Source organism: Thalassotalea litorea (assembly GCF_005843925.1).
Classification (GTDB): Bacteria; Pseudomonadota; Gammaproteobacteria; order Enterobacterales; family Alteromonadaceae; genus Thalassotalea_A; species Thalassotalea_A litorea_A.
In genome coordinates this window covers 77,013-90,191 of the sequence record NZ_VCBC01000010.1, presented here as the reverse complement: position 1 = coordinate 90,191, position 13,179 = coordinate 77,013, and the positions used below count along the sequence as shown (strand labels likewise).

The 13,179-nt window shown below is 43.6% G+C and carries 14 protein-coding genes; 6 read left to right on the top strand and 8 right to left on the bottom strand.

The annotated features are described in order from the left end of the window. Window positions 1–140 precede the first annotated feature (140 nt). From FE810_RS11050 to FE810_RS11040, 3 genes are all read right to left on the bottom strand, one after another. A complete protein-coding gene (locus tag FE810_RS11050) occupies window positions 141–1,412 on the bottom strand; it encodes an amidohydrolase family protein (RefSeq protein ID WP_138320118.1) in 1,272 nt (423 codons plus the stop codon). Beyond that, window positions 1,409–2,836: an amidohydrolase gene (locus tag FE810_RS11045; RefSeq protein WP_138320117.1), complete on the bottom strand. Its 1,428-nt coding sequence runs from the start codon at window positions 2,834–2,836 to the stop codon at window positions 1,409–1,411. The genes FE810_RS11050 and FE810_RS11045 overlap by 4 nt, the downstream gene beginning before the upstream one ends. 137 nt (window positions 2,837–2,973) lie before the next feature. Next, the gene (locus FE810_RS11040; protein ID WP_138320116.1) at window positions 2,974–3,540 is read right to left on the bottom strand and encodes a hypothetical protein; all 567 of its coding nucleotides are present in this window, start codon (window positions 3,538–3,540) and stop codon (window positions 2,974–2,976) included. Window positions 3,541–3,705: 165 nt separating this feature from the next. On the opposite strand from FE810_RS11040, the gene ubiD reads away from it, so the two are divergent. The 5 genes from ubiD to FE810_RS11015 all read left to right on the top strand — a co-directional run bounded on the left by ubiD (window position 3,706) and on the right by FE810_RS11015 (window position 8,891). Continuing rightward, complete coding sequence (ubiD, locus tag FE810_RS11035; RefSeq protein ID WP_138320115.1) at window positions 3,706–5,175, top strand: 4-hydroxy-3-polyprenylbenzoate decarboxylase; 1,470 nt, start codon at window positions 3,706–3,708, stop codon at window positions 5,173–5,175. Between the two features lie 156 nt (window positions 5,176–5,331). Beyond that, entirely contained in the window at window positions 5,332–6,033 is a 702-nt protein-coding gene (fre, locus tag FE810_RS11030) for an NAD(P)H-flavin reductase (protein WP_138320210.1), read from the top strand. Between the two features lie 188 nt (window positions 6,034–6,221). Next, on the top strand, window positions 6,222–6,923 hold the full coding sequence (locus FE810_RS11025) for a hypothetical protein (protein ID WP_138320114.1): 702 nt from the start codon (window positions 6,222–6,224) through the stop codon (window positions 6,921–6,923). 18 nt (window positions 6,924–6,941) lie between these two features. After that, a complete protein-coding gene (locus FE810_RS11020; protein WP_138320113.1) occupies window positions 6,942–7,853 on the top strand; it encodes a hypothetical protein in 912 nt (303 codons plus the stop codon). A gap of 441 nt (window positions 7,854–8,294) precedes the next feature. Next, on the top strand, window positions 8,295–8,891 hold the full coding sequence (locus tag FE810_RS11015) for a biotin/lipoyl-containing protein (protein ID WP_138320112.1): 597 nt from the start codon (window positions 8,295–8,297) through the stop codon (window positions 8,889–8,891). Here FE810_RS11015 and FE810_RS11010 read toward each other — a convergent pair. After that, the gene (locus FE810_RS11010; protein WP_138320111.1) at window positions 8,888–9,364 is read right to left on the bottom strand and encodes a protease complex subunit PrcB family protein; all 477 of its coding nucleotides are present in this window, start codon (window positions 9,362–9,364) and stop codon (window positions 8,888–8,890) included. The two genes, FE810_RS11015 and FE810_RS11010, sit on opposite strands and share 4 nt — an antisense overlap. Before the next feature lie 308 nt (window positions 9,365–9,672). Here FE810_RS11010 and FE810_RS11005 point away from each other — a divergent pair, with 308 nt between their 5' ends. Further along, complete coding sequence (locus FE810_RS11005) at window positions 9,673–10,761, top strand: zinc-dependent alcohol dehydrogenase family protein (RefSeq protein ID WP_138320110.1); 1,089 nt, start codon at window positions 9,673–9,675, stop codon at window positions 10,759–10,761. A 124-nt stretch (window positions 10,762–10,885) separates the two neighbouring features. Here the strand turns inward: FE810_RS11005 and FE810_RS11000 are convergent, their stop codons facing one another. From FE810_RS11000 to FE810_RS10985, 4 genes are read right to left on the bottom strand one after another with little or no spacing between them, the layout of a single operon-like run. After that, on the bottom strand, window positions 10,886–11,542 hold the full coding sequence (locus tag FE810_RS11000; RefSeq protein WP_138320109.1) for a GNA1162 family protein: 657 nt from the start codon (window positions 11,540–11,542) through the stop codon (window positions 10,886–10,888). Between the two features lies 1 nt (window position 11,543). Further along, a complete protein-coding gene (locus FE810_RS10995; RefSeq protein ID WP_138320108.1) occupies window positions 11,544–11,888 on the bottom strand; it encodes a DUF4810 domain-containing protein in 345 nt (114 codons plus the stop codon). Beyond that, window positions 11,885–12,211, bottom strand: coding sequence for a hypothetical protein (locus FE810_RS10990; protein WP_212744501.1), 327 nt, complete (start codon window positions 12,209–12,211; stop codon window positions 11,885–11,887). Before FE810_RS10990 ends, FE810_RS10995 begins: the two co-directional genes overlap by 4 nt. Before the next feature lie 11 nt (window positions 12,212–12,222). Further along, on the bottom strand, window positions 12,223–13,167 hold the full coding sequence (locus tag FE810_RS10985; RefSeq protein WP_138320107.1) for a CsgG/HfaB family protein: 945 nt from the start codon (window positions 13,165–13,167) through the stop codon (window positions 12,223–12,225). Window positions 13,168–13,179 lie beyond the last annotated feature (12 nt).

The following is a 13,179-nucleotide window of genomic DNA, read 5'->3' as shown; positions in this document are numbered from 1 at the left end:
CATACCGAGATATTGACATTGCGTCTGTCAAGGAAGCGTAAAGGTTGGCAAAACAAAAAGTCGTATTATTTGTGCTAAGAAACAAAGAAACCGGCCTAAGCCGGTTTCTTTTCATGCAAAAACTTACAACGCAGCAGCGTTTATGGGCGAGTATATTGCACGGGTTTATCCGATTCTAAACTCAAGTAACGATCGCGCAGTTTCGTTTGACGAGACTCAAGTTTCACTTCTTCACCATTGATGATCACATTGGTAGGAGCATGCATCACCTCTAATGGGTCACCGGACCAAACCACGACATCCGCAGTCATTCCAGCTTTTAAGCTACCATGACTGTCTTCAAGTCCATAAATCTTTGCGACTGAAGACGTTAACGACGCCAGACCCGCCTGATGTGGCAAGCCATTCGCAACCGCATTACCGGCATTTTGAGTCGCCAGACGGATGTTATGAGTGTTCATGCCGATAGCAACATTAACACCGGCTTCATTTAAACGTCCCGCGTTTGCTAACGTCGACGCATTTTGCTCGAAGCTATAAGGCAAATTAGATTCTGGATTTAATATCACTGAAAAATCCGCTTTGCCAATTTCATCCGCGACACGCCAGCCTTCTGCAGCGCCAACCAAGGTAATGTTTAACGAAGAGAACTCTTCTTTAAGGGCAATCACCTGACGAATATCAGTGGCGCGATGGGCAACAACCAATAACGGCATATCACCTTTAACAACGGGCACTAATGCTTTGACATCTGCCACTGGCAATCCATGCCATTCCGTTTGCGGTGTAAAGCGAATGTTTTGCGCATATTGTGCTTGTTTTAACGCATCACGAAGTTCAACCCATAACGCGGCTCGGCTACCGCCGGAAGCACTCGCACCACTTTCACTAACATCGACAACCATAAATGCACGAGCTTTCGTGACCGGCGTATCATCATTACCCAAAGTAACAATTGCGCCTTGACCTTTAAAGATGGTCGCAGTTCGCGAAACCGCACTAGCAACACTTGTGAAACCTTCAATACGAGTGATATCCCGTAAACTGGTGTCAGGCGTGATTGCATAAGATGCATCGATTGCAGCGCTGATGGCAGCTTTACTCGCATTCGCATCAACACCAGAACCATAAGAAGGCACTTCGACTAAACCGAGTGAGGTAAACGCACCAATCAGACCAGGCGTGACAACTTTGTCCGTGGCATCAATTACTCGATATTCGCCAGAAACGGTGACATCTTTACCCACTTTTACAATTTTATCGTCTTCGATAAGAATCGTGGCTTTTTCTAACGTGCCAGTCGATGTCATGGTGTGGACTTTACCGCCAACAATGGCGATTTTTTCCGCCGCGGCACCCGCGCTGACACTAAGACCTGCAGCGATAATTGAAGCAATTAACGTCTTATTCATTTGTGATCTCCTTCGCCTGCTTGTCCTAATTCAAAGTCACTAATCGCCCAGCTTTCAGGGTTGGTGCGGTCAAATGCCAGACCACCATCAATGTAAACTAATTCCGCTTGTGCGTATGTTGAGAAAGGATCTGCTGACCATAAAACCACATCGGCGTTTTTACCGACTTCCAATGAACCTGTTTTATCAAAGATACCCAATGATTTCGCTGGGTTAGCCGACAACCAGGTCCAGGCTTTCGCTTTTGAAATATCAATACCGGCACGACGACCATCAGATAACGCTTTTGCCGCTTCCTGATTCAATCGTTGAATACCCTGATCAGAATCTGAGTGTACGATGGCACATGCATTGGCTTGTTCAACCATCGGAATATTCTCACGAATACCATCATAGGCTTCCATTTTAAAGCCCCACCAATCTGCCCACATCGCTGAACAGATGTTGTTTTCGGCAAGCTTGTCAGCAATTTTGTATGCTTCAACGCCATGCTGGAAACTGGTGATTTGATAATCAAATTCCTTCATCACATCGATCATTACCACCATTTCATCGGCGCGGTAACAATGCATATGAACCAATATGTCACCGTCAAGCACACCGGCTAAGGTATCTTTGGCAAGATCACGTTTTGGTGCTTTTGGATTTTTTCCAGCATCATATTCGTCGTAATATTTATCCCACTGCTCTTTGTACGCTTGCGCTTCAATCCAGGCCTGACGATAACCCGCAACATTACCCATACGGGTCATTGGACCGCCTTTTTTGCCATAAACCCGTTTCGGGTTTTCACCACAGGCCATTTTCAAACCATAAGGCGCGTCTGGAAATTTCATATCCTGCATTGTGCGGTTCGGTAAGTTTTTCACCGTCACACTGCGGCCACCAACTAAGTTGGCAGAACCTGGCAAGATTTGCAGAGAAGTTACACCACCTGCAAGCGCACGACGAAAACCTGGGTCTTGAGGCCAGATTGAGTGCTCCGCCCAAACCGCTGCCGTTACCGGCTTAGTCATTTCATTACCGTCTGAATGCGCGTGCGCGTCAGGCGTTGCATAAACACCTAAGTGAGAATGTGCATCAACAATCCCTGGCGTAACCCATTTGCCTTCACCATCGACCACCTTCACACCTTCTGGCGCGCTGATGTCATTGCCAACGGCTTTGATTTTGCCATTTTCAAGCAAAATAGAAGCATCTTCTAATTGTCCACCAATACCATCAAGCAAGGTCACATTGGTAATCAATGTCGTTTGTGTTGGTAGTGGTTTATAAGTACTTGGGAATGGGTCTTTATTAATTTCGACCAGAGCGTCTTGTTCTTTCGAGTCCTTTTTCTCTGCTTCGCCACATCCCGCAAGGGTAGCAAGCGCCAGCAAAGAGACTCCTGTGAACAACGCCTTGTTGAGCGTTTTATTAATCATAGTTTCTCTTACGTTATTAAAATATTTTTAAGATTAGCCGAACCATGCTATCAGTGCGACTGCCAATTGTCATGGCTGTTAGTCTGGAAAAACAGGTCATTGAGCTACAAGCTCACGATTTCCTCTTTGTGAAAATATCACTGTCCACCACTGGAAACCACAGTTTCAGTTTTTACATATCGGCCATTAAACAAAATCTGCCAGTCGCCGCCGGAATTTCGCTGCTCCCAAATCTGACGAACATCACCATTTTCAAGTGCTTGCCAGCTTATTTTCTGTTCAACTTTAGCCCCATCTTTATTGGTAATGACGCCTTGTAATACCATCACATTATTTTCAAATTTGCCATCAAGTTGTAACAGCAAACCAGAATTATCGACCCAAGTCTGGTGCCAGGCATTTTTTTGCTTATCAAAGATATTCAGGCTTTTACCGATAAAACCACTGGTCGTTTGATATTCTTCCAAAATACTGCAATTACCGAGGATCTTGGTGATTTTACTGGTCGCCGACGGCGAATTATTGCTGGCTTGGCTAGCCACATTACTACCCAGCGGTTTCGTTTCATTGAATACCTGCCATTCCCCCAACCAGAAATCAAATTGGTTATAGGCAGCTTCATTACAATTCGCGGCGGCCACTGCTGGAAAAGCCAATGTGCCAATTAGTAGCCACAAGCAGATAACATGTCTTTTTATGTTCATACCAACCTCATTTAGCTCAATAAAAACAGTTCATTACAACTATCAGATTAGATTGTTCGAGGCTCCGACTCAACTTTCGGATAAATCATTCGCTTTGTTAGGCATTATCTGCACCAAACGGTATAATACTCAGCATTTGATTGATCACAGCGTTTTGCGGACTTTATGAAATACAAAGATTTACGCGACTTTATGAATAAACTGGAAGAGCAAGGCCAGTTAAAGCGCATTAGTCAGCCCATTTCAACCGATTTGGTAATGACCGAAATCAGCGACCGAACCTTAAAAGCCAAGGGCCCGGCACTATTATTTGAAAACCCGATTGGCCACGATATGCCGGTGTTAACCAATTTATTTGGGACGCCAGAGCGCGTCGCCCTGGCTATGGGCCAGGAAAACGTTGCAGCGCTGCGGGAAGTCGGAAAATTGTTAGCCATGCTAAAAGAACCGGAACCTCCCAAGGGCTTCAAAGACGCTTTGGATAAGATGCCGGTTTTCAAGCAGGTATTAAATATGCCGGCCAAGCGTTTGAAAAAAGCACCTTGTCAGGACTATGTCATGACCGGCGATGACGTTGACTTGACCAAGTTACCGATCCAGCGATGCTGGCCAGGTGATGTCGCGCCTCTTATTACCTGGGGCTTAACCGTAACCCGCGGGCCAGAGAAAGAACGCCAGAATCTTGGTATCTATCGCCAACAGTTACTCGGCCCAAATAAAGTCATTATGCGCTGGTTGTCGCACCGCGGTGGTGCCCTCGATTTTCAGGAATTTAAACAACGCCATCCCGGCGAGAAATTTCCAGTATCCGTTGCATTAGGTGCAGATCCAGCGACCATTTTAGGAGCGGTAACTCCAGTTCCAGATTCCCTGTCCGAGTACGCCTTCGCCGGTTTATTACGTGGCAGCAAAACCGAAGTGGTTAAATGCATTAGCAATGATTTGGAAGTGCCAGCCTCGGCGGAAATCGTGCTTGAAGGTTATATCGATCCCGATGAAATGGCACCGGAAGGCCCCTATGGCGATCATACCGGTTACTATAACGAAGTAGATGACTTCCCGGTATTTACCGTGACTCATGTGACACATCGTAAAGAGCCGATTTATCACAGCACTTACACTGGACGTCCGCCAGATGAGCCGGCAATTTTAGGTGTCGCACTCAATGAAGTATTTGTGCCTTTAATTCAAAAACAGTTCCCGGAAATTGTCGATTTTTATCTACCTCCTGAAGGTTGTTCTTATCGCATGGCTGTCGTCACCATGAAGAAGCAATACCCAGGCCATGCGAAACGAGTAATGATGGGGGTTTGGTCATTCCTGCGCCAATTTATGTATACCAAATTCGTTATTGTTTGCGATGACGATGTTGATGCTCGCAACTGGGAAGATGTAATTTGGGCCATGACTACTCGCATGGATCCCGCCCGAGATACGACTTTGGTTGAGAACACGCCAATTGATTATCTCGATTTTGCCTCTCCCGTATCCGGATTAGGCTCAAAGATGGGAATGGATGCAACCAATAAATGGCCGGGGGAAACCGACCGAGAATGGGGCACCCCGATAGTGATGGATCAAACGGTTATCGATGAAGTCGATGCCCTCTGGGATGAATTAGAGATCACTAAGTAAGAAGTGGCAACAAGTACGTTGTCAGTGCATAGCGACCAAGCACATACGCTGGAAATCGAGTATGCCTGCAATGTTGCAAATACGCCACGTAAAGTATTATCTGGGCTAGTCTTATATTGGCAGTTCAGTACACGTTAAATGAGAAGCAAATTAGAAATGAACACCATTAGCTGTAACGTTCAATCCATCACGCCGTTAACGGCGCATGTATATCAAATTCTGTTAAAACCAGAAAAGGCCTGCGACTTTAAAGCCGGTCAATATCTGAGTTTTGTGATGAGCGAGGACGACAAGCGTCCTTTTTCAATCGCCAGTAGCCCTGGTGATGAATTGATTGAATTACAAATCGGGGCGTTTGCCGCTGACGGCTGGGCAATGCAGGTAATTGATCACATTAAAGCCAATGAAACCGTAACCGTCGAAATGCCTGCGGGCAATGCCCACCTTCGGGAAGATAGCCATCGCCCGGTCATTCTTTTAGCCGGCGGTACAGGGTTTTCCTATATTAAATCCATATTGGGGCAGTTGGTAAAATCTCAAACCCAGCGTCCAGTTTGGGTATACTGGGGCCTACGTGATGAGTCCGCTTGTTATCAGCTTGCCGAAACTAAAGCCTTAGTGAAACAATTGCCTCGTGCCAAATTCTTCCCAATTGTCGAAAATGCCACGGCACACTGGCAAGGGCGAACAGGTAAAGTGCATGAGCCGTTAATGGAAGATATTTTCTCCCTCGAACCGTATGATATTTATCTGGCAGGTCGTTTCGATATGGTCGGATTTTTGCGGGATGAATTCATCCGAAAAGGCGCATTACCAGAGCATATGTATGCCGATGCTTTTGCATTTATCAAAAGCTAACGATTAATTTATATCGTCTTCATCTTGTTTCATTAAAAAACTCAGTTCTAAACGTATGAGAAAATAGAATTGAGTTTTTAGAATGTTACAATTCTTTACAAATCGTCCTAAAAAATGTTCAAATCATGTACGTTACTTTTCGGAGTTTAACGATTCATTGACCGAATAAAATAAAAAAAGGACCTAAAATGAAACCTCTATTCGCTAAATTTAAATACTTTGTCGTTGCCATTTTGGCAATTACCCTAACTGCTTGTGGCAGCACTCCACAGACTACCGTAGCTCTAAGCACAAACGTTTTTGCAAACCCAGACTTAAAAGTTGGTGTTGCTTATATCGAGCCAGCTTCACAGGCTACAACTCATATTTATGGTGCTGGTTGTTTACTTTGCTACGGTGTTGCAAGTGCACTTACCGCTCAATTAGATACTCACCTAAAGAGTAACATCGATCATAGCGAGCTAGAAAATATCAAAAATCTGGTTGTTGAGCGTTATAAGCTAAAGACTAAAAATGTGAGCTTAGTTGAGTTACCCGTTCCCGTTAATAAAATGAAAAAATTCAAAGGTGAACTGGGTTTTGCAAATAAAGATTTTCGTTCTCTAAAGGAAAAGCTGGATATTGATGTATTAGTGGTTCTTGAAATCACCGAGCATGGCGCATTTCGTAGCTTCAGCAACTACATTCCCAATGGTGATCCACAAGGTCACATTTCAGGGTTGGTATACGGTATCGATCTTAAAACCAATGCATACGTTCAATATATGAAGTTCAGTGAGACTATCCAACCAAGCGGTGAGTGGGATGAACCACCAACGTTCCCAAGTGTAACCACTTCTTATTATCAGGCTTTAGAAAACACCAAGCAAACCATCACTGAAGCTATCTAAAAGGTTAACTAAATCTGTATGCGTATAATTTTAATAATATCCGCATTATTCATGATGGGGTGTCAATCGACACCCTATCGTGATGATTATGCGAAGCACACAAATCAGTTACGAGGTAACTACATACAGCCAGATCAGTACCAGTTCAAGTTCGCAGCTGGCAAAGAAATTGATCTGCGCGGTGCCTATTCATCGAACACAGATACCGCTGCGACTCCTGTGATGTATCACGGTGGAGCTGGCCTGGTGGGTTTAGCACTTCAGGTGGGAATTCATTCTGCAATGGTGCAAAGTGGACGAGAGGGACAACTTTCGGAGCAACAACAGCAGGCGAATGAATCTATTTCTGCAGCGATAAATGCCAGTAAGTCATTTTCTTTAACGGATATTGCTGGTGACCATGCATCAGATATCGCTGAAGGAGATTTTACCCCGGAATCGGTCATTCATGTAAAGCCGATATTTTTTGGGCAAACCGATCATTCGAAACTTTCCTTAAAAACATTAGTTTGGATTGAGTGGCCGGAAAAACTTCGCAAGAAAAAGAAAAAACTTAAGCACGCTTATCTTTATAGCAATCTTATTCATGTTCACAGTAATTTATTAAGTGAAGAGCAACGCCAGCAATTTCAAAGTGGCGATTCAGATGCTTTGAAACAGCAATTGCAATCGATGCTGCAAACTTCCCTGGATATCGCTAAAGCTGAACTGACAGGACAATATAAAGATATCAAGGGTGCATCCAAAACCTTTTTCCTGAAAGAAAGCGATAACAAAAAGGTGATTCGCGGAGTGCTTGTTGAAGAGACCTGTAATCATCAGGTAGTAAAAAATCTTCACCAATGGTTTGTTGTACTACCCAAAGGCCAGACTTCAACAGTCGGTAATGAGTGCGCATTAGCCCACTCCCAAGTAGGCAGTGACGCATAGTCACTGCTTTTATTCCCCTCCCTTTTAGGTTAATTACAAATCGTATTCAGCTAACGCCCTTACTCTGTCTGTTTCTATGCGCTGCATATATTCAATAACATTCGGGTGCTCGCGCGCCATTTCAACATTTCCTGACGATACACATAATTATCCCCTAATAGGTATGAACCTTGGGATATTGATTTAACCGCCCCGCTACTTTACCCAATTTGCCCGCATAAGATGCTGAAAGAAAGTACCACCGAAAGTTTTAACGCTACGGCGACCTGCTTATTGATTATTATGGGGACAGCTAGATTTAGGAACCGTGATTCATTGGTTTATTCAACGTTCCCCCATTACAACAAATAAATTTACATTTTAGCTAAATCGTACTTGTTAAGATTGCAATTAGCGGTTCGGTAGGTATTCTGGATAAACACCTTCAAGGGGAATATAACAATGAATATCGATATCAGAATACCGGAATTTGGCGACAAAAATGAACAGGCGGTAGTCCTCGATATCTATGTTCATCAGGGAATGCCCGTTAACAAGGACGACATTTTATTTAATGTGGAAACGGATAAGGTAGTGTTGGAAGTAAGCGCCCCCGAAAGGGGAACCATTAGCGAAATGATGATCGAGCCCGGAGCGTTGGTTACATCAGGGCAAATCGTCTTGCAACTTTCAGACAATCGCCCCATGCCCGCAAATCCTGAACCAAATCCATCTGAAGACAATGACCTTAAAAATGCCGGCAAGCAATCGGAACAGTCAGTAAATGACGAACCATTGTTTAGCGAGCATGATTCAACTTTAGAGGTTGAGCAATTAACAAACCCAACAGACAATCAATCTGAAATACCAGAACCGGTCAGCGAAAATACTGATTCCGAGCGGGGAGCTGAAAACACGGAGAGCGCCGAACCAACTTCTGTCCCGCAACCACAAGAAAAACCGAATGACATCCCGACGACAACTAGCTTTTCGCCATTGCAAATCGCCCTGTTATTCGGGGCAATATGCGCAATGGGCCTTTTAATCAGTTTCATTTAATTATCATTGCACTCGAAAGACTTAAACTTTTCCCGAACAATAATTTCTTTCTGGGAATCAACTTTTATAATTGCGATCGGATTGGTTATTGCCTGCCCAAACAGGCCGCAGCTAGAACTACCAACCGTAAACTTAGTGTAAACGACTATGTGGTCGTCAAACTCCAACACTCTTGCTACCTTTAAACCGTAGCCTGTATCAGGGCGGTTTCCCATATCGATCAACACCACTTGTGATTCAGAAAAGTTTACGTCAATAATTTCATCGCTGGAGTGTTTGACGACAGCATCGGTATAGGAATTCCAATCGCGAATAACCATGATGGTTTTGTTTGCGAACACGTCGCTATAGTGATCCGAGTCTTGATATAAAACTTGATAAGGAATGGCACGCTTTGCAGCATATGTCATCGGCGACAATACCAATAACATCAGACAAAAAATAAAAACACATCGCTTTGTTATTTGCATCATAAGTACTTCACACCTTCACTTATATGTCACTTAAAACTGCACTGAATTCTTCACTTAGATGTCGAACGCCCCCGCAAAATGGCTATCCTGTCGCAGGTTTAAATAGCGACATCTAAGATAAATCAATACTTCAACCATTTAAGGCTAGAAGATTCACTATATATTTCCAGCATGGCTGCGTGGCGTGTTCGACAATAAACTATGTTGTCGATGGGTGGAATAAGGTATCTTTAACTAAGGCTAATCATGCAAACGCATTGATCTTATTAATAAACGTACTGAGAATAAACAGTGCTTTACAGGTTTTTATGAAAGCAATTCAACTCAATCAATTTACCAGTAATTTTAACGAACTCGAGCTTACCGAAAAGGAAATCCCCACGCCCGGAAAAGGACAAGTGCTGGTAAAAATGCTCTACAGCGCGATTAATCCGAGTGATGTAAATTACATTCGCGGTGATTATCAGGTTGCCTTAGACCGGCTGATTTGGAATCGGACAGAGCTAGACAAGCTGCCTTCATTTCAGCCAAACGGGCAGCATCCTCATCCACAGTTACCCTATATTCCCGGCGGAGAAGGTGTTGGCATTGTTGTCGGGAATGGCGGTGGATTGCTGGCCAGACAATTGCAAGGAAAGCGAGTAGCGATATCTGCAGGCCCCCCGATGGGAACCTGGCAGGAGTATACAGTCGTTGATGCGAAAAAAGCGGTCGCTGTACCGTCTGAGATTCACGATCAACAAGCGGCAATGTTGTTAATAAACCCGTTATCCTCATTCGGCATGTTAACCGATGTGCTGAACGTTAAGAGAAATACATGGTTACTGCAAAGTGGCGGCGCTTCAGCGCTAGGGAAAATGATTATTCGTATGTCGGCAATACTGGGAGTAAAAACCATCAGTATTGTTAGGCGCGACGAGCAAATTGCCGATTTACGAGAAATCGGCGCAGATAAAGTCATTTCAATACAAAGCTGCAATGCAGAAACTTTGGCCTCACACATTCAGCAGCAAGTACATCAGGCGACGTCAGGAGAAGGCGTACATTATGGATTGGATTGCATTGGCGGGCCTTTGCTCGAAGCCATGCTTCCCTGCTTAACCTTAAATGGCCAAATGCTGGTTTATGGGACGTTGGCAAAAGCTGATGCTCAGGTATTTTCTCGAGATTTGATGATGCCATGCGCCAGTATTCAAGGCTTCTTTGCCGGAAATTGGCTGGCCCAAAAGAGCTTGATACAAAAAATAAGCCTGATGCGCGGGATGAAAAAGATGGCGCTTAAAGGATGTTTTGACACTCCGATAGATTCGGTATTTTCCCTGCAAGATATTGCTGAAGCGCTTCACGCTGCAACCAAGGCGGGCAAAACCGGTAAGGTATTGTTAAAATTTCCATAACCACGATTACCAAATAATGGGTTACACAGTCTTCGCTATCGAAGCCATGAATATTCTCGACTGCTAACGTAAAAAGCGCCGTATTATGACGGCGCTTTTTAATATCTATCGTAAACGACTTACCCTAATTGGTTGCGGCTACGACGTTTTTATCCTTGCCATCCACATTATGACGCTTGTGATACTTACCGACGGGTAATGTATTGACGATCCGTGTATTTACCTGGTCTGCAACAGGAACATAATCAACCATCGCCGTAGCAATTGCAGTTGCAATCAAATCGGCGACTAGGTTGCCTGAATTACCGGAGGTATTGTGTACGACAATTCCATCATATTCCCAGATAGTATCCATAGTTTGTGTTGATTTTAAATCAAAGTTGGCTGCAACTGTGACGTTACCACCGGTCACATAATAATTGGTATCCCAATTTTTAATGGTGACAAACAAGACGGCATCTGCACCGAACATCTCTTTGTATTTATTAAGCGGAACCCCTTCTAGCTGCTTTCCATCAACAACCCCTTCACGATTTAAAAATTGTTGGGTATAAGGTACGGATAAAACATAGTAACCCGCTTCAGCGAGAGGTTTTGCTATTGTTGTTGCATAAAGATCTGCCGCATCCGCTGCTGTCGTTTCATTGATCGCTGGTACGACTAATAACGCTGACGGCTTCTCTTTGTACATATTTGGAAATGCTTGTTCTTTCGTTAAGGTGGTAGTTTGACAGCCACCTAATGCAATCGCTGCGACCAGCAATAAAATCTTTTTGATCATTTTATATAACCTCTATTTCCTTAAGGGCTAGTGCAACATAGGTTTCCGATTCAGGAAACAAAGACTGTTCACGCAGTAAGTATTCCGTTGCTGCTTTCTGGTTTCCAGCTTTGGCTTCTATCATACCTAGCTCAAAGTAAATTCCAGGAGGTACTTTTTTACGTTTTTTCTCTGCAACATCAATGATTTCCATTAGCTCGTTGCGATGAGCAGCTAACGTTTCCTGGGTAGGCTCTTTGGTATACTGATATAGAGTGTCTGAATAATCACCCCAGTAATAGATTGTCGGTGCCGCGCAGCCTGCAACTGTGAGCATGGCCAGGCTGATTGCTATTATTCTTATCATGGAACGGTTACCTCAAATGAATTTCCTGCACTCACGTAGATTGAGCGAAGCACCAGGACTTCTTCACCACGAGTTATTTTAATTTTGTGACTGCCTGTTGAAATTGGAAACTTGGCGATTGTTTTCCCTTCAAATTTATAAGTATCAACGGTATTTTTGTTTAAATTAATCGGTTCAGCATCATCTAAGACCAGCTCGGTATTGATGAAATTACCCTGTAACTGTAAATATGCCGTTTCGTCCACTTGTTGATTTGAATTGTATTCCGCTGCACAAGCACTCAACAAAAACACAAAACAAACATTCAGTATTTTTTTTATCATGATTTATTTCCTTATAATTCCCGAACAACATACTCATTAAGTTTTGTTGCATCAATTTCACCACTAACCAGTTGGGTGAATGACAGTGAACTCAAGCCATCGCCGATAAAATCCACAACTTCAATTTGTGCGACTTCCTTACCAGGAATTTCTACCATCATCCCCGTTTGCGGATTCTTAATCAGTTTTCCTTTGCTGATAACCGCAAATTTGTCTTTCTTTTTAATGCCCTGGCTTTCACCACCTGACATAAAGAAACCGTCATTCTCCTGGCTCAGTAAATATGCCTGCCAAGGAGCGTCTAAAAGGTTCTCCATAATGTCAGAAACAAGTTTCGACACGGCCGCTGACAGAGCTTTGTCATCAAGAGAACTGTCATAACCGGCACTGTCACCAACACCTAAAACTTTGTTGGCTTCAGTAATGGCTTCCCCGGAAGCTTCTTCAGAGAAAACAACCTGAGACGTTTTGGTGTTAACTAAGCGAACATTGACGGTTACAAACGCCTTTTGCTTATTATTTCGCGAAAAAATACCAACATCGCTGACATTAGAACGGCCATATTCAGACACTGACCCGATGATCAAATAATCTGCGGCAGTAATACTGCTTTGCTCATCATCAACCATATTTTCTTGATAAACGGCATTAATGTCAGAGCGCTCTAGCATGATAAATTTGCCACTATCCGTCAGTCGAGCGGACAAAATATCTGAAGCTTGCTTGCCAATGCGATCATTATTTTGATCGACCAAAAAGCTATTGCCACGCTTTGTCTCATCCGTAAAGCGTGAAATTGCAACAACACGTTTTAACGATTTATCTGGCGCTTCAGCAATTGTTTTACTGATGCTTGGTGTGGTTTTGATTGGTTGGTTTACAACTTCTTTTGTCGCGCTCGTACAAGCGCTTATCGCGAGAATTGAGGCAACAACCGACAACATCTTTAAATTCATATAAAACCTCTT